Annotated in this window: 15 protein-coding genes; all 15 read left to right on the top strand. The window is 53.1% G+C overall.

Annotated elements, in window-relative coordinates:
- Positions 1-6: 6 nt before the first annotated feature.
- The 15 genes from ACFVTB_RS16560 (at position 7) to rimP (ending at position 16,989) form a co-directional block, all read left to right on the top strand.
- Complete coding sequence (locus ACFVTB_RS16560; RefSeq protein ID WP_387751190.1) at positions 7-1,413, top strand: flagellar assembly protein A; 1,407 nt, start codon at positions 7-9, stop codon at positions 1,411-1,413.
- A gap of 73 nt (positions 1,414-1,486) precedes the next feature.
- Positions 1,487-1,810 (top strand): hypothetical protein, encoded by a 324-nt coding sequence (locus tag ACFVTB_RS16555; RefSeq protein WP_387751187.1) that lies wholly within the window; start codon positions 1,487-1,489, stop codon positions 1,808-1,810.
- 26 nt (positions 1,811-1,836) lie between these two features.
- Entirely contained in the window at positions 1,837-2,439 is a 603-nt protein-coding gene (locus tag ACFVTB_RS16550) for a DUF6115 domain-containing protein (RefSeq protein WP_387751184.1), read from the top strand.
- Positions 2,432-3,049, top strand: coding sequence for an MltG/YceG/YrrL family protein (locus ACFVTB_RS16545; RefSeq protein ID WP_387751182.1), 618 nt, complete (start codon positions 2,432-2,434; stop codon positions 3,047-3,049). The genes ACFVTB_RS16550 and ACFVTB_RS16545 overlap by 8 nt, the downstream gene beginning before the upstream one ends.
- A gap of 184 nt (positions 3,050-3,233) precedes the next feature.
- A complete protein-coding gene (rpsB, locus tag ACFVTB_RS16540; protein ID WP_387751179.1) occupies positions 3,234-3,932 on the top strand; it encodes a 30S ribosomal protein S2 in 699 nt (232 codons plus the stop codon).
- A 197-nt stretch (positions 3,933-4,129) separates the two neighbouring features.
- Positions 4,130-4,780, top strand: coding sequence for a translation elongation factor Ts (tsf, locus tag ACFVTB_RS16535; RefSeq protein ID WP_387751176.1), 651 nt, complete (start codon positions 4,130-4,132; stop codon positions 4,778-4,780).
- Between the two features lie 158 nt (positions 4,781-4,938).
- Positions 4,939-5,667 carry a UMP kinase gene (gene pyrH / locus ACFVTB_RS16530; protein WP_387751174.1) on the top strand — a complete coding sequence of 243 codons (729 nt, stop codon included), beginning with the start codon at positions 4,939-4,941 and terminating at the stop codon, positions 5,665-5,667.
- The gene (gene frr, locus ACFVTB_RS16525) at positions 5,667-6,221 is read left to right on the top strand and encodes a ribosome recycling factor (RefSeq protein WP_387751171.1); all 555 of its coding nucleotides are present in this window, start codon (positions 5,667-5,669) and stop codon (positions 6,219-6,221) included. Before pyrH ends, frr begins: the two co-directional genes overlap by 1 nt.
- A gap of 91 nt (positions 6,222-6,312) precedes the next feature.
- On the top strand, positions 6,313-7,077 hold the full coding sequence (locus ACFVTB_RS16520) for an undecaprenyl pyrophosphate synthase (protein ID WP_387751169.1): 765 nt from the start codon (positions 6,313-6,315) through the stop codon (positions 7,075-7,077).
- Between the two features lie 27 nt (positions 7,078-7,104).
- A complete protein-coding gene (locus tag ACFVTB_RS16515) occupies positions 7,105-7,896 on the top strand; it encodes a phosphatidate cytidylyltransferase (protein ID WP_387751166.1) in 792 nt (263 codons plus the stop codon).
- 90 nt (positions 7,897-7,986) lie between these two features.
- Complete coding sequence (locus ACFVTB_RS16510) at positions 7,987-9,123, top strand: 1-deoxy-D-xylulose-5-phosphate reductoisomerase (protein ID WP_387751163.1); 1,137 nt, start codon at positions 7,987-7,989, stop codon at positions 9,121-9,123.
- Positions 9,124-9,210: 87 nt separating this feature from the next.
- Positions 9,211-10,488: an RIP metalloprotease RseP gene (gene rseP, locus ACFVTB_RS16505; RefSeq protein WP_387751160.1), complete on the top strand. Its 1,278-nt coding sequence runs from the start codon at positions 9,211-9,213 to the stop codon at positions 10,486-10,488.
- Between the two features lie 7 nt (positions 10,489-10,495).
- The gene (gene proS / locus ACFVTB_RS16500; protein ID WP_387751158.1) at positions 10,496-11,944 is read left to right on the top strand and encodes a proline--tRNA ligase; all 1,449 of its coding nucleotides are present in this window, start codon (positions 10,496-10,498) and stop codon (positions 11,942-11,944) included.
- Between the two features lie 59 nt (positions 11,945-12,003).
- Positions 12,004-16,320: a PolC-type DNA polymerase III gene (locus ACFVTB_RS16495; protein WP_387751155.1), complete on the top strand. Its 4,317-nt coding sequence runs from the start codon at positions 12,004-12,006 to the stop codon at positions 16,318-16,320.
- A 207-nt stretch (positions 16,321-16,527) separates the two neighbouring features.
- Entirely contained in the window at positions 16,528-16,989 is a 462-nt protein-coding gene (gene rimP / locus ACFVTB_RS16490; RefSeq protein ID WP_387751152.1) for a ribosome maturation factor RimP, read from the top strand.
- Positions 16,990-17,014 lie beyond the last annotated feature (25 nt).

Genomic DNA, 17,014 nt, shown 5'->3' with positions numbered 1-17,014 from the left:
ACCTAGGTGGACGATCGGCAATTGGAATCTTACCTGCGTATTCAGACATCATTGGATAAACTGTCTGCCTTCCTTACATTTAATCGGATCGACGACCAATTCGCATGCAAGCCCGAGGAGCTAGAACGATTTATTAGAAGCAAAGGCATTACGCACGGCATCCGGACGGACGTTCTGAACGGAATAAGCTCCAACGTGCTTGCTTACTGCAAGGAGCAGACGCTAGTCGCATTCGGACAGGAAGCGCAAGCAGGCAAGGACGGATACATACGATTTATTTACGATATGAAAGACCGCGAGCACCGTCCGGCAGAGCTGGAAGACGGGAAGGTCGATTATAAGGAAGTATCGCAGCTGAAGAACGTAAAGCGCGGACAGTTAATTGCGGAACGGGTAGAGGCTCAGTTCGGCCCTTCCGGCATGACGGTTACAGGCGAGGAAATCCCGCCGAAGCAAGGCCGTCAGGCACGGTTCAAGGTCGGTAAGAACGTTGTGCTGAACGGCGAGCAAACCGCTTTGTACGCGGCGATCGACGGTTTGATAACGATGACGGACAAAGACAAAATTAACGTTTTTCCGGTTTATGAAGTGAATGGAGACGTCGATTATCGCGTCGGTAATATCGATTTTGTCGGCACTGTCGTCATCCGCGGCAATGTGTTAAGCGGCTTTCGGGTGAAGGCAGCGGGCGATATTCGCATCGTTGGCGGCGTAGAAGGGGCGGAGCTGGAGTCGGAAGCCTCGATTGAAATTACCGGCGGCATTATGGCGGGTAACAAAGGCTATGTCAAAGCAGCCAAGACGCTCAAAAGCTCTTTCATTCAGGACGGCAACGTCATCGCGGGAGAAGACGTGCTTGTCTCGCAAAGCATTATGCATTCGAATGTCCGTGCCGGAAGAGCTGTCATCTGCAGCGGAACGAAAGGGCTGATCGTCGGCGGTGTCATACAGTCCGGAGAGCTTGTTTCCGCGCGCGTTATTGGCAACACGATGTCGACCGCAACGGTCATTGAAGTTGGCGTCGTTCCCGAACTGCGGCATGAACTGAGCGATTTGCGGGTCAGCCTGAAGTCCCACAGCGAGAACTTGGATAAAACCGATAAGGCGCTGACGCTGCTCGATCAGATGGCCGCTGCCGGCCAACTCTCAGAAGAGAAGCTCGGACTGCGAATCAAGCTTGGAGCGACGAAACGAATGGCGGTCTCCGAAATCGAACAGCACCGGGAGCGCATTCTGGAGATCGAGAGAATGCTTGAAGATACCGATAAGGCAAAGGTCGATATCAGCCACACAATCTACGGCGGTGTAAAAATCGTCATAGGCCGCTATACCAAATTTGTAAAAGATTCGGTGCAGCGTGTTTCCTTCCGCTATTCGGAAGGGGAAATCGTTCATTTTCCCTATTTTGCCTAATGGCAGGCTGACTGTAATGGAATGTACGGCTCGGTACGGCAAACGGTAGAAGCGAATAAAGGAGATGATTCATATGGCGTTCAAACCGATCGATCTGCAAATCTCGATTCCGCGTACCCCTGAATTGAGCGGTATGCAGGGACAGGCGAATCATAGGCCGGTTGACCAGCAGATGAGGCTGGCCGATGAAGAAGCGAAACGGACGGAAATGATGCGCAGCAAGAACGAGCATGTCGAGCAGAGCGTCGGCTTGAACGTGCGTGGGGATCAGGAACGGCAACAGTCACCTTATAAACGCAAACAGTCAGGCCGAAAGGATGCGGATGAGAACGAGCAGCCGCAGCCTTCCGAGCCGGAGCATCCGTACAAAGGGCGCCATCTCGACATCACGCTGTAAGTTAATCAGGTTAGGCAGGTGCAAAAATGAATGAATGGACCTATGTGGTACTAGTCGGAGCTGTCGTGCTTGTCGCGGCGCTCTTCGTCCCGAAACCGAAGAGGGATGGGGATTCGAACGGCCAGTCGGTGAGCAACATGGAGCTTGCGCTGGAACAATTTATGGAAAATATGGAGCTTGACCAGAAAGAGCTGGTCAAGCTTGTTGCCGATTTCCGCGAGCAAACGAAAGCGCAGGACGAACGCAAGGAGCAGCGCATCGCCGAGCTCGAGCGCAAAGTGAGCGAGTTGGAGCGAGGGCTCGAAGAATCGCGGCGGATCGCAGTACCTGCTTACGCCGCTGCACCGCAGCAGCCTGCAGTACCTGCTTACGCCGCTGCACCGCAGCAGCCTGCAGGAACGGCGGCGCAGCTTCACGTTCAGGAAACGGAGACAACGCATGAAGTGCCGCCGGCAGCTGTATCCGCTGCCGTCAAGCCGACGATTCAATCTCGATACGCCGATTTGCTTGCACTGTACAAAGAAGGCAAGTCGATCGAGACGATCGCCAAGAAGCTCGGCATGAACAAGGGCGAGGTGCAGCTGATTCTGCAACTGGTCAAGCAGGAGGAGGCGGCAGCCCGTGTTTAAAAATCGCATGTTTCTTACAGGGCTGGGCGTCGGCATCATGATCGGCGCCTTGCTGCTGCAATTGATGCTAATTGGCGAGCGCAGCGAGGCTTCGCTCGGCGAGCGTCTGGGGAGCGGTGCGGAGGAGAAGGTGTACACGCAGCGCGAGCTTGACGACGCGATTGCGGCGGAGCGTGCTGCTGCGCAAGGTGCGGCCGCTCCATCGGACAGCGCTAAAGCCGGAGGAGAAGCGGGCAAACCAGAGGCAGACGATGCGGATGGAAAAGAACAAGGGACGAGTACGGAAACGCCAAAGCCGTCGCCAAACGACGCGACATCCCCGCCGCCGCAGACCGAAGCGCCTTCTAAGGACGAGCCGCCGCTTGAGCGGGTCGTGCAGATCGAAGGAGGCATGAATTTGACGCAAACGGCCAAACGGCTTGCAGATGCAGGTGTAATCGACAAGCAAGCGTCGCTAATTGCGGAAATGAAACGTAAAAACAAACGGGTTCGCGCCGGCTATTTCTTATTTACCGGTCAGCCGGAGCTGGCGGATGTCGTTCGGACAATTACAGGCCAGCCGCTGACGAAGGAAGAGCGGGAGGAGCTGGCCAAACGCGGCGTCGAATAATTGTTGCGCAAGCATCCAGTTGCTTATTGCACCGGGAGGGCGAATATGATATAGTAATTGACGGTGTTAAAAACACACGTCGATTAATTTCGCTAATGGTGCTTCCGGCAGCCGGAAGTTTTAGCGAGAGATGACGTCGGCGGAGGAGAACACACAAAAAACCATAACAGGAGGTGTTGAAGAAATGGCGGTTATCTCCATGAAACAGCTTCTCGAAGCTGGGGTACACTTCGGTCACCAAACTCGTCGTTGGAACCCTAAGATGGATCGTTATATCTTCACCGAAAGAAACGGCATTTACATCATCGATTTGCAAAAAACAGTGAAAAAAGTTGAGGAAGCTTACAACTTTGTTCGCTCGATCGCAGCTGAAGGCGGCACTATGCTGTTCGTCGGCACGAAAAAACAAGCGCAAGATTCCGTGAAAGAAGAAGCGGAACGTTGCGGCAACTTCTACATCAACCAACGTTGGCTCGGCGGTACGCTGACGAACTTCCAAACGATTCAAAAACGTATCGAGCGTCTTCGCACGCTTGAGAAATGGGCGGAAGACGGCACGTTCGAAGTGCTTCCTAAAAAAGAAGTAATCATTCTTAACAAAGAAAAAGACCGTCTGGAAAAATTCCTCGGCGGCATCAAAGGTATGAAGGGCCTGCCTAGCGCGCTGTTCATCATCGATCCTCGCAAAGAGCGCATCGCGGTTGCCGAAGCTCGCAAATTGGGTATCCCAATTGTAGGCATCGTTGACACGAACTGCGATCCGGACGAAATCGACTATGTTATTCCGGGCAACGACGACGCAATTCGTGCGGTTAAGCTGCTTACGTCCAAAATGGCTGACGCAATTGTTGAAGCTAACCAAGGCGAGCAAACAACTGCTTAATTGCAACAGGTCTTGCTAGTCAACAAAGGGTGGTCAGAAGGTGAAAGCCTCTCTCACCGCCCTTTTTTTGGATATAAGAAGCGCCCGAGAGATACTGTCGATCGCTTCTCTATCCGTACTGAAATTGAAAGCTAAGTTAGCGGGCTGCGCCTGGCGCGGCGACAACTTTATATTGATAAATATCAGGAGGGCTAAACATGGCGGTAAGTGCGAGTGCAGTAAAGGAACTTCGTGAAAGAACGGGAGCAGGCATGCTCGATTGTAAAAAAGCGCTGGACGAAACGAACGGCGATATTACGAAAGCAATCGAATTGCTTCGCGAGAAAGGCCTTTCCGCGGCAGCGAACAAAGCTGGCCGTATTGCAACGGAAGGCGTTGTAGAATCCTATATCCATGCAGGCGGCCGTATCGGCGTGCTTGTTGAAATCAACTGCGAGACTGACTTCGTTGCGAAAACGGATCAATTCCGCGCTTTCGCGAAAGATATCGCGATGCACATCGCGGCTTCGAATCCGAAGTTCGTAAAACGTGAAGAGGTTCCTGGCGACGAGCTTGAGAAAGAAAAAGAAATTCTTCGCGCTCAAGCACTGAACGAAGGCAAACCAGAAAAAATCGTCGACAAAATGGTCGAAGGCCGTATCGCGAAATACTACGAAGAATATTGCTTGCTTGAGCAAAGCTTCGTAAAAGATCCGGACAAAACGATTTCCGCGCTGCTGAACGAGAAAGTAAGCGCAATCGGCGAGAACATCTCGATCCGTCGCTTCGTTCGTTACGAGCTGGGCGAAGGCCTTGAGAAAAAAGTCGATAACTTCGTTGAAGAAGTTATGGCGCAAGCGAAACTGTAAGTTAAACAACAAAACAAGCCGAACGCACAGGCGGGGCGGGGTCTCCGCCCCGCCTGATTTGCATCAAGGCGGAGCTGTGAAGACGATAATCGGCAACCGGTAACGGATAGGCCGTATTTTAAAGCAATTACATGCAGTTCAAGATGGAGGTAGAAACGTTGGGACAGCCAGTGTATAAACGGATAGTATTGAAGGTGAGCGGCGAGTCGTTGGCGGGGAATAACGGTTACGGTATTGAAGCGTCCGTTATTTCGGAAATTGCCGAGCAGGTGAAGGAAGTTATTGCGCTTGGCGTTGAGGTTGCCATCGTCGTTGGCGGCGGCAACATTTGGCGCGGGATTGCCGGGACGGAGAAAGGAATTGACCGTGCGACGGCCGATTATATGGGTATGCTGGCGACGGTTATGAACTCGCTCGCGCTTCAGGATGCACTGGAGCAAATCGAAGTGCCGACGCGCGTACAAACGTCCATCGCTATGCAACAAATCGCCGAGCCTTACATCAGACGCCGGGCGATTCGCCACCTTGAGAAGGGGCGCGTCGTCATATTCGCGGCTGGCACAGGCAATCCGTTCTTTTCGACGGACACCACTGCCGCCCTGCGCGCTGCCGAGATCGAAGCGGAAGTTATTTTGATGGCGAAAAACAAAGTGGACGGCGTCTATTCAGCCGATCCGTTCAAAGATTCGACAGCAGAAAAATTCGATGAGTTGACTTACATGGACGTCATCAGCAAAAATCTGGGCGTCATGGATTCCACCGCTTCCTCGTTGTGCATGGACAACAATATCCCGCTCGTCGTGTTCGCGATTACCGAGAAAGGGAATATTAAGAAAGTCGTGCAAGGCGAGAAAATCGGAACGATTGTGAGAGGAAGTGCGAAATAATGCCTCAAGCCATTAAGAAAAACGCGGAAGAACGGATGGACAAAGCGATTCAATCGTTGAAGCGCGATCTGGCTACACTGCGTGCGGGCCGCGCCAATCCTGCGCTGCTTGACCGCGTGCAGGTTGAGTATTACGGCGCTCCGACGCCGGTAACGCAATTGGCGAACGTGAATACGCCGGATTCCCGCACGCTGTTCATTCAGCCATGGGATAAAACGTCGATCGCAGCGATCGAGAAAGCGATTTTGAAGTCGGATCTCGGCTTGACGCCGTCCAATGACGGTTCCTCGATTCGCATCACTATTCCGATGTTGACAGAAGAGCGTCGTCAAGAGCTGGTCAAAATGACGAAGAAATTCGGCGAAGAAGCGAAAGTGGCGATTCGTAACATTCGCCGCGACGCGAACGACGATATTAAAAAGCTGGAGAAAACGGACATTTCGGAAGACGAATCGCGCCGTCATCAAGACGATATCCAGAAAGCGACCGACCGTTTTGTCGCGGAAGTCGAAAAAGTACTGGCCGCTAAAGAGAAAGAAATTTTGGAAGTATAAGCAAGCCTAAAGCCCCTCCGTCAGGTGGGGTTTGGTTTCCGTTTATACCTTTTTAGGATAAAGGGGCATTTCCGGGTGGGAGGAACGCAAGATGATCAGTCGACTTTGGGCTAAAATAGGCAAACCGTCCCCTCAAACGGCTGAATCGCCGCAACCGGACCGTGTGCCGCAGCATGTTGCCATTATTATGGACGGCAACGGGCGATGGGCCAAAAAACGCGGCTTGCCAAGGATTGCCGGCCATCATACCGGCATGAAAGCCGTCAAACGCGCGGTCAAGGAAGCCGACCGGCTGGGCGTCAAATATTTGACCCTATATGCGTTCTCGACCGAAAACTGGAAGCGGCCAAAGGATGAAGTCGATTTCCTGATGAAGCTGCCGCAGCAGTTTTTGGCGCTTGAGTTAGACGAGTTAATCGAGAAAAACGTTCAAGTACGAATGATGGGCAGCAAAGAGGATTTGCCGTCTTACACCATAGATGCGCTGGAGGAAGCCATTGCGCGAACAGCGGACAACACCGGACTTGTACTTAATTTTGCTCTTAACTACGGCAGTCGCAAAGAAATGCTCGACGCGGTCAAGGAAATTGCTGAGGACGCCAAGGCGGGACGATTGTCCCCTGAAGACATCGACGAGCAGCTAATGAACGCAAGGCTGCTGACTGGAGGCATACCCGACCCGGATCTGCTGATTCGGACGAGCGGGGAGCTCCGGCTCAGCAACTTCATGCTCTGGCAGCTCGCGTACAGCGAGCTTTGGTTTACCGACGTATATTGGCCGGAATTCAATGAAGCTCATTTTCAAGAAGCGGTTATGCAATATCAACGCCGAAAACGGCGATACGGCGGACTTTGAGCTTCCTAACGGAGAGTGACGTAAAGCTTGAAACAAAGAATCGTAACCGGCGTGCTGGCCGCCGCTTTTTTCATCGCGCTTGCCTTGGCCGGAAGCTGGTATTACTCCGTGCTGCTAGTATTGATGGCGATTATCGGATATACCGAGTACGCCAAGATGAACGGCTTTGCCTGGAATCATCCGGCATCGCTGCTTGGCTACGCCGGCGTGCTGATGTTCGTGCTGCCTTGGTCTTTAATGGGTGCGGAAGCGCCATCGGCCTTGACGGTCATGTGGATACTCGCTTTTTTGCTGCTGGCTCTGACGGTAGTGACCAAGAACAAAACGACAATTGATGGCGCCTCGCTTTTGCTGTTGGGCGCATTATATGTAGGCTATGGCTTTGGAGCTATGAATACGATCCGCCAGACGGAAGAAGGTCTGTTCTGGACCTTCGTGTTGTTCGGCTGCATCGTTACTTCCGACGCGGGCGCTTATTTTGCGGGCAAAGCTTTCGGACGTCATAAGCTTTGGCCGTCGATCAGCCCGAACAAAACGATAGAGGGAGCGATTGGCGGCGTTATTCTTTCGATCGCCGTTGCGGCCTCGTTCGCGCTTGCTGCTCCGGGAACGCTGTCTGTGACCAAAGCGGTGCTGATCGGACTTGTCTGCGCCGTTGCCGGCCAGATGGGCGATTTAATCCAGTCCGCCTATAAGCGCGTTCGGAATATTAAGGATAGCGGCAAGCTGCTGCCTGGTCATGGCGGCATTTTGGACCGATGCGACAGCTGGATCATCGTGTTCCCGCTTGTGCTGCTGCTCGGCCTGCTGCCAGTGTAATCGCAATCGGCATTCTACACACAACGATTTTAACGGCGGCCAGCTTCTTAGTTGGTTGCCTTCTTGCTACTTTGGGGGAGGAAAGAGTAATTGAAAATTTCGATACTCGGTTCGACTGGGTCGATCGGCACGCAGACGCTCGATGTCGTTGGCCGCGATCCGGAAAGCTATGAAGTTGTGGGCCTGTCTGCTGGGGGCAACGTCGATCTGTTGATCGAGCAAGCGCTGCAATTCAAGCCGTCCGTCGTTTCACTAGGGACGAAGGAAGCAGCTGAGCAAGCAAGACAGGCGCTCCCTTCTTCCATCAAGGTCGTGTGGGGTGAGGAAGGCTTAATTGAAACAGCAGCCGGCACGGACGCTGATACGGTCGTGACAGCCGTCATGGGCAGTCGAGGGCTACCGGCGACGCTTGCCGCCATTGAAGCGGGCAAAACGATCGGCCTCGCCAATAAAGAAACGCTCGTAACGGCGGGTCATATTGTGATGGAGCAGGCCAAACGGAATAACGTTGCTATTATTCCCATCGATAGCGAGCATTCCGCCATCTTTCAATGCTTGAACGGCGAAGACAGCAAGTCCTTAGGCCGCATAACGCTGACGGCGTCGGGCGGATCGTTCCGCGATCGTACGCGTGAACAACTGGCAGGCGTAACCGTCGAGGAGGCGCTCAACCATCCGAATTGGTCGATGGGCGCGAAAATCACGATCGATTCCGCTACGATGGTCAACAAAGGACTGGAAGTGATCGAAGCGAAGTGGCTGTTTGGCGTTAATTACGATCAGATCGATGTGCTGTTGCATCCGGAGAGCGTCATCCACTCGTATGTAGAGTTTGTCGACAACAGCGTGATCGCTCAGCTCGGCCTGCCCGATATGCGTGTGCCCATTCAATATGCATTAACCTATCCAAAGCGGCTGCCGACGCCGACAGGAAGGCTTGATCTGGCGAAATTCGGTACGCTTCATTTCCGCGAGATGGATTACGAACGCTTTCCATGCTTGCGAATGGCGTTTGATTGCGGTAAAGCCGGCCAGTCGGCACCGACCGTTTTCAATGCGGCCAACGAAGTGGCTGTTGCCCGTTTCTTGAACGGGGAAATCGATTTCCTCACGATTGAGCGGGTGCTGGAGAAGGTGCTGGAGCGCCATGATGTTACGGATGTGGCGAACTTGGAAGCGATCGCAGACATCGACGCTTGGGCGAGAAGAGAAGCGGCTTTGATCTAGCTTTTCTCTCGAACGGGCGGTTCTCTTGTATCGTACGTGAGAATAATGATAATCTATGTACAGGCCGTTACGAACAGGAGGCTCGTTATGGAGATGATACAGGTCGTTTTTTTGACCGTGCTCGTATTTTTCGTAATCGTCACTATTCATGAATGGGGACATTACTATTTTGCGAAGCGGGCCGGTATTTTGGTTAGGGAGTTTGCCATCGGCTTTGGTCCGAAGCTGTTTTCGATCAAACGCGGCGAGACTAGATTTACGCTGCGGCTCGTGCCAGCCGGCGGTTACGTTCGGATGGCTGGAGAAGATCCGGAAATCGTGGAAGTGAGCGAGGGGCAGACGGTTGCCGTTCGAGTAAAGGACGGGGCGGTTACCCGCATTTACTTGGATCGGCTCGACGAGCGCAGCGGGGTTATCCGTGGCGAAGTCATTCAAATGGATTTGGAGCGCCAGCTCCGCATTACGCTGGACTTAGACGGCGAAACCGAGCAGTACAAGGTGCATCCGCAGGCGCTGATGATCGCCAAAGGCCGCGAAACGCAAATCGCGCCGATCGATCGGCAATTCGGCAGCAAGCCGGTGCGGTCGAGAGCGATGGCGATTTTCGCCGGACCGATGATGAACTTTATACTGGCTTTCGTCTTGTTCGCCGCCTACATACAAATGTCGGGCGTGCCTGAAGAGAACCCTGACAAATTGTTCGTGAACACCATAACGGACAATATGCCGGCAGAGAAAGCCGACATTAAGAAGGGCGATGTTATCGAAGCGGTGAACGGAACGAAGATCGGCTCCGATTTCGATAAAATGATCGACATTATCGGGAAATCGCCGAATGTGCCTGTTAAGATCGATTTGATCCGGGACGGCAAGAGACATCAAATTGAGATCGTGCCGGTTCCGAACGCAGAAGGCGTCGGGAAGGTCGGCATCTCGGCGGCGCTGCCTACAAGGTCGGCTACGGCAGGCGAAACGATTACGGGCGCGGGCAAGCTGATGAAGTCGATGACGATCGGCATTTTCCAAGGATTCAAAAAAATCATTACCGGCGATTTCAAGCTCGACGATATCGGAGGTCCGGTGCGCACAGCGGAATACACGAGTCAGATCGCAAAGCAGGGCATTACGCAATTGACATCGTGGACCGCATTGTTAAGTTTGTATTTAGGCATCTTCAATCTGCTGCCGATTCCGGCGCTGGACGGGAGCCGGCTTATCTTCCTTGGCTTGGAGGCGGTGCGAGGACGTCCCGTCGACCCGAACAAGGAGAGCATGGTTCATTTTATCGGTTTTGCGATGGTGATGCTATTGATGGTTGTGGTAACATACAACGATATTTTGCGATTGGTACGAGGGGAGCAGTAAGTAGGCTATGTCGAAGGATAAACAATTTGTATCCGAAATTACGCCGCAGAGCGAAGATTTTTCCAGATGGTATATCGATGTGATCAAAAAAGCCGAGCTGATGGATTATTCGCCGGTCAGAGGCTGCATTGTGTTCCGTCCAGAAGGCTACGAGCTGTGGGAGAATATTCAACGCGATCTGGATCGTCGTTTTAAGGAAACGGGGCATCGCAACGCATACTTTCCGTTGTTCATACCGGAGAGCTTCTTTCAAAAGGAGAAGGATCATGTCGAAGGCTTTAATCCAGAGCTTCCGTGGGTAACGGAAGCGGCCGGCGAGAAGCTGGAGGAGCGGCTGGCCATTCGCCCAACCTCGGAGACGATGATCGGGCATATGTACGCCAAATGGATTCAGTCGTACCGTGATTTGCCGGTGTTGATCAACCAGTGGGCGAACGTCGTGCGTTGGGAGAAACGGACGCTTCCGTTCCTGCGGACGAGCGAGTTTCTGTGGCAGGAAGGCCATACGGCTCACGAGAACGAGGAGGACGCGCGCGAAGAAACGATGAAGATGCTGGAGGTTTACCGCCAGTTCGTCGAAGAGTTTCTAGCCATTCCGGTTATCGTCGGCGAGAAGACGGAATCGGAACGGTTCGCGGGTGCGATCAACACGTATTCGATCGAAGCGATGATGAAGGACGGCCGCGCGGTACAAGCCGGTACGTCGCATTACCTCGGCACGAAGTTCGCCGTTGCGTTCGATATTAAATATTTGGACCGCGAAAATACACTGCAATTCGCTCACACCACTTCGTGGGGCGTCAGTACGCGGCTCATCGGCGCACTTATTATGGTGCATGGAGATGACCGTGGGCTTGCGCTGCCTCCGAAGGTTGCGCCTACACAGGTCATTATGATTCCGATTGGTCCGGCCAAAACGCGCGAGCAGGTGGTCGGCCGGGTGGACGAGCTGTACGCCGAGTTGAAAAAAGCTGGCATTCGCGTTCGCGTAGACGACCGTTCGGACGTTAGTCCGGGCTGGAAGTTCAATGAGTATGAAATGCGCGGCGTTCCGCTTCGTCTGGAGCTTGGACCGCGCGATATGGAGAACGGCGTTGTCGTGCTCGTGTCCCGCATTACCGGCGAGAAGCGCATCGTAAGCCAAGAGAACCTGGCTGCTGAAGTCGAGAAAATGCTGGAAGAGACGCAGCAGGCGATGTTTGAGAAGGCGAAGCAATTCCGCGCCGACAACTTCTACGACGTGGAGACGCTGGACGAAATGAAAGCGGCAATGGAAGAGAAGCGCGGCTTTGTGCTTGCGGGCTGGTGCGGATCGGCCGCTTGTGAGAAGCAAGTGAAGGAAGAGACCGGCGCGACGAGCCGCAACATTCCGTTCGAGCCGGAGAAGAAGAAAAACGTTTGCCTCGTATGCGGCGAGCATGCGGAGCATACGACCGTTTTCGCGCGAGCCTATTAATTAAAGAACACAAACGACGGTTCGCTTAGGATTCGGTCGGTTAGGAGTGATAAATAACGATGAGCCAAACCGGAGACAAAAGGCAACGCTTCGAACTGCTGCTGCAGCAGTCGGAGCTGCCTCACGAACTTATACATCCTTATTATCAGGACGGATATATCGATCAGGTAATCGTCGGACAAAGGAACCGCACATGGACGTTTTGCATCCGCAAAACGTCCTTGGTGCCTTCTAAAGCTTATTCGGCGCTTACCCAAGCGATCAAGCAGAAATTCGCCCATATCGCGGACGTTTCCTTCGTCTTTCAATACGACAATCCGGTTGCTCCCGCAGACATCGCCAGAGAGTATTGGGGATTGTTCATCTCTTGGGCGCAGCAGGAGATCGCTTCGGTCAATGGCTGGCTGGCGAAAGCCGGCATGGACGCCGAAGGAGAGGCGATCACCGTCTCGCTGCTGGACGGCATGGGATTGGAGCTGGCCCGCAAGAAAAAAATCGACGAGGAAATCATTCGGTTCTATGAGCGCCATTTTGCGCTGTCCTACCGTGTAAAGCTGGCGATTGGCGAACAGCCTCGTCAAGACGTATATGAGGAATTCCAGCAGAAGATTGTGCAGGAGGAACGGGAAGCGGTTCAGCAAATTATCGAGAGCGCGATGTCCGAGCCAGCAGATGGCGACGGCAACGAGGCTCCGGCGAAGCTGGCGGTCGGCTACGACATAAAGGACGAGCCGGTTCCGCTGATGAACATCCGCGAGGAAGAGAAGAAAGCCACCGTGCAAGGCGTCGTGTTCGGTCTCGACTCGAAGGAGCTTCGCAACGGTATGACGCTGTTTACGTTCAACGTTACCGACTTCACGGACTCGATGGCGATGAAAATGTTCGCTAAGACGAAGGAAGACGTCAAGATGTTCAGTCTGCTGGAGAACGGCAAGTGGATTAAGGCAAGAGGCCGCGTCGATTACGACAGGTTTATGCAGGAGCCCGAGCTCGTTATGATGCCGAATGACTTGAACGAGATCGCCTCGCCGCCGGACCGTACGGACAAGGCCGAGACGAAACGAGTCGAGTTTCATCTGCATACGACGATGAGCGCGATGGACGCAGTAACGCCGGCTGACGCTTATATTAAAACGGCGGCAAAATGGGGTCATAAGGCAATCGCCATTACCGATCACAGCAACATTCATTGTTACCCGGAAGCGTTCAAAGCAGCGAAAAAGCACGGTATAAAAGTGCTCTTCGGGCTGGAAGCGAATATTGTGAACGACGCGGTTCCGATGGTCATCAATTCCCGGACGGAAGCGATGGCCGATGCCGAATACGTCGTATTCGATATCGAGACGACGGGTCTTTCTATTATAAACAATAAAATTATCGAGCTTGCGGGCGTGAAGATGAAGAACGGCAAACAGGTTGAGACGTTCTCCACCTTCATCAATCCGCATGAAAAAATCCCTTATCATATTCAGCAGCTGACCAACATCAACGACGATATGGTAAAGGACGCGCCGGAGCTGGAGCCTAAGCTTCGCGAATTTATCGATTTTATCGGCGATGCGGTACTGGTCGCCCACAACGCGCGATTCGATATCGGCTTTATTCAGGCAAGCTGTAGAGCGTTCGGCATACCGGAGGTGAGCAACCCGGTGCTCGATACGCTGGAATTGGCCCGCTTCCTCCATCCGACAATGAAAAACCATCGGCTGAACACATTATCGACCAAGTATAAGGCCAGCCTGGAAAATCATCACCGCGCAATCGACGACTCGATCGCGCTCGGCGTCATACTGTACGGTTTGATCGGGGACGCGGCGGAACGCAATGTCACCGGACTTCATCAATTAAATGATTATGTAGGCTTGGATTTATCCAACTCTCGTCCGTTTCACAGCGGCGTCTATGCCCTTAACGCCGTCGGCAAAAAAAATCTATTCAAGCTTATTTCACTGTCGCATACGGAGCATTTCAAGCGTGTGGCCTGCATTCCGAAGAGCAAGTTAGTAGACATGCGCGAAGGCTTGCTGGTCATCTCCGGCTGCGAGAAGGGCGAGTTTTTCGAAACGGTATTGAACAAATCGTACGAAGAAGCCGTCGAGGTGGCTGGTTTTTACGATGTGCTCGAAATTCAGCCGATCGGCTTCTATATGCATCTGGTCGAGAAAGGGCTGGTTGGCAGCCGCGCCGAGCTGGAGCAAGCAATTCGCCGCGTATGCCAAATTGGCGAGGAGCTGGGCAAGCCGGTTATCGCAACGGGCAACGTCCATTATTTGAGTCCGCGAGACAAGATGTTCCGTGATATCGCGATACACGGCATTACCGGTTTCAGCCCACTCAAAGGCATGCAGAAGCCGGACGCCCACTTGCGCACGACCGACGAGATGCTGGCGGAATTCGCTTTTCTGGGAGAGAACAAAGCGTACGAAGTGGTTGTAACGAACACGAATGAGCTCGCAGAACGCTTCGAACCGTTCGACATGTTTCCGGCCGAGCTGTTCACGCCGATTATTGACGGCGCGGATGACGAGATTCGGACAACCTGCTACAACACAGCGAAATCGCTGTACGGCGAGGAGCTTCCGCAGGTTGTTATCGATCGCTTGGAGAAAGAGCTGGTGCCGATTATTAAGTATGGCTTCTCGGCCAACTATCTGATCTCCGCCCGGCTTGTGAAAAAATCGAACGAGGACGGCTATTTGGTCGGTTCACGGGGATCCGTAGGCTCGTCCGTCGTGGCGACGTTTCTTGGCATCTCCGAGGTTAACCCGCTTCCGCCGCATTACATGTGTCTGAACCCGGACTGTCGGCACAGCGAGTGGTTTCTGGACGGCAGCATTATGAGCGGTTTCGACCTGCAGGCGAAAAACTGTGCCAAATGCGGCCAGCCGACGAAGGGCGAGGGGCAGGACATTCCGTTCGAGACATTCCTCGGCTTCAAAGGCGATAAAGTTCCCGATATCGACTTGAACTTTTCCGGCGAATATCAGCCGACGGCCCATAACTTCACGAAGATCATGTTCGGGGATAAAAACGTGTTTCGGGCCGGTACTATTGGCACCGTTGCGGAGAAGACCGGATACGGGTTCGCCAAAAAATACGAGGAAGAGCATGGCAAGAAATGGCGCGGCGCCGAGTTGTCCCGTCTCGCCAACGGCGTGACTGGCGTGAAGCGCAGTACCGGCCAGCATCCGGGCGGTATCGTCGTCGTACCGGATTATATAGAGGTCGAAGACGTGACGCCGGTGCAATTTCCGGCAGACGACGTGAACGCCGAGTGGAAGACGACCCATTTCGATTATCATGCCTTTGAAGCGAACCTGCTGAAGCTCGATATACTGGGCCACGACGATCCGACGATGATGCGGATGCTGCAGGATTTGACTGGCGTCGATCCGACGACGATTCCGATGAACGATCCAAAGGTAATGAGCATGTTCAACTCGACCAAAGCGCTCGGTGTCGCACCCGAGAAAATTCGGACGCCGGTCGCTACTTACGGGGTGCCGGAGATGGGTACGAAATTTGTCCGGCAAATGCTGCAGGAAACGCTGCCGTCCTCCTTTGCCGATCTGCTGCAAATTTCCGGTCTTTCGCACGGAACGGGGGTATGGCTCGGCAACGCGCAAGAGCTGATTAAGAGGGGCACTTGCAACATTAAGACTGTTATCGGTTGTCGTGACGATATCATGCTTTACTTGATCTACAAAGCGGGCATGGACGCCGGACTCGCGTTCAAAATTACGGAGAGCGTTCGTAAAGGCCGGGGTCTTACACCGGAGTGGATCGATGAGATGAAAAATTGCAAGGTACCGCAATGGTATATCGATTCTTGCTTGCGCATCGAGTACATGTTCCCGAAGGCGCATGCCGCCGCTTACGTCATTTCGGCTGTGCGGACCGCCTTTTTCAAGCTGTATCACCCGATCGAGTATTATGCGACATACTTCTCGGTACGTGCGGAGGACTTCGATCTGGAGCTGCTGTGTCAAGGCTACGACGCGATTTTGAAGAAACTGATCGAAATCGAGGAGAAAGGCTTCAGCGCGACGACCAAGGAGAAGAACAGCATATCACTGCTGGAGATGGCGCTCGAGATGACGGCGCGCGGGTTTGCATTCAAGCCGATCGATCTATACCGTTCAGACGCAACGCGCTTTATCGTAGACGGCGAGACGCTCATTCCGCCGTTCGCGGCGATCGCCGGCATCGGCGACAATGCGGCGCGCAATATCGCGGCTTCCCGCGAGGAAGGCGAGTACTTGTCGATCGAAGACTTTCAGCAAAAATCGAAAGCGAGTAAAACAATCGTCGAAGTCCTTAACGGGATGGGGTGTTTCCGCGGCCTTCCAGAATCGAATCAGCTTTCTCTCTTTTAATGGAAACGAAGGGAGAACGATGGGCAGCGGACATGAAAAGATTTCTTGTCACTGTTAATGCGATTATGATATAATTTTTGTGGCAATGATGTGGATAGAGACTTTGAAGCAGAGAGTGGGGAAACCCACTCTTTACGTTTTGTATTCGGCTTTTTTCGCTATACGGGGTCGATTCAGACGTAAGATAACACAGGAGGTTACAGCAATTTGAGCAAATCCAAAATCAAAACCGCCGTTGAAGAAATGGTTACTCCTTTTCTTGAAAGCAACGGATTTGAGCTTGTTGATATCGATTATGTCAAAGAAGGCAGCCATTATTTCTTACGCGTCTTCGTCGACAAGGAAGGCGGCATCGATATCGACGAATGCGGGCGGATCAGCGAGTTTTTGAGCGAGCAGCTCGATAAAAACGATCCAGTCACCGATGCTTACTTTCTCGAAGTATCCTCGCCGGGCGCCGAACGCCCGCTCAAAAAACCGGAAGACGTGCACAAAGCAGTAGGCAAGCATGTCTATATAACGACCTACGAGCCGGTAGACGGATTGAAAGAGTTCGAAGGCGAATTGCTTTCATTCGACGGCGAGCAAGCGGTGATCAAGATCGGCAAGAAGGAGCATGCCGTCCCTTATGCGAAAGTGGCAAGCGCCCGTCTCGCTATCGTGTTCTAAAACAGGCGGTTTAATATCGAAAGGG

Source organism: Paenibacillus sp. NPDC058071 (assembly GCF_042885235.1).
Taxonomy (GTDB): domain Bacteria; phylum Bacillota; class Bacilli; order Paenibacillales; family Paenibacillaceae; genus Pristimantibacillus.
The sequence above is the reverse complement of the archived record's forward strand: the minus strand, read 5'-3'. Positions and strand labels throughout refer to the sequence as shown.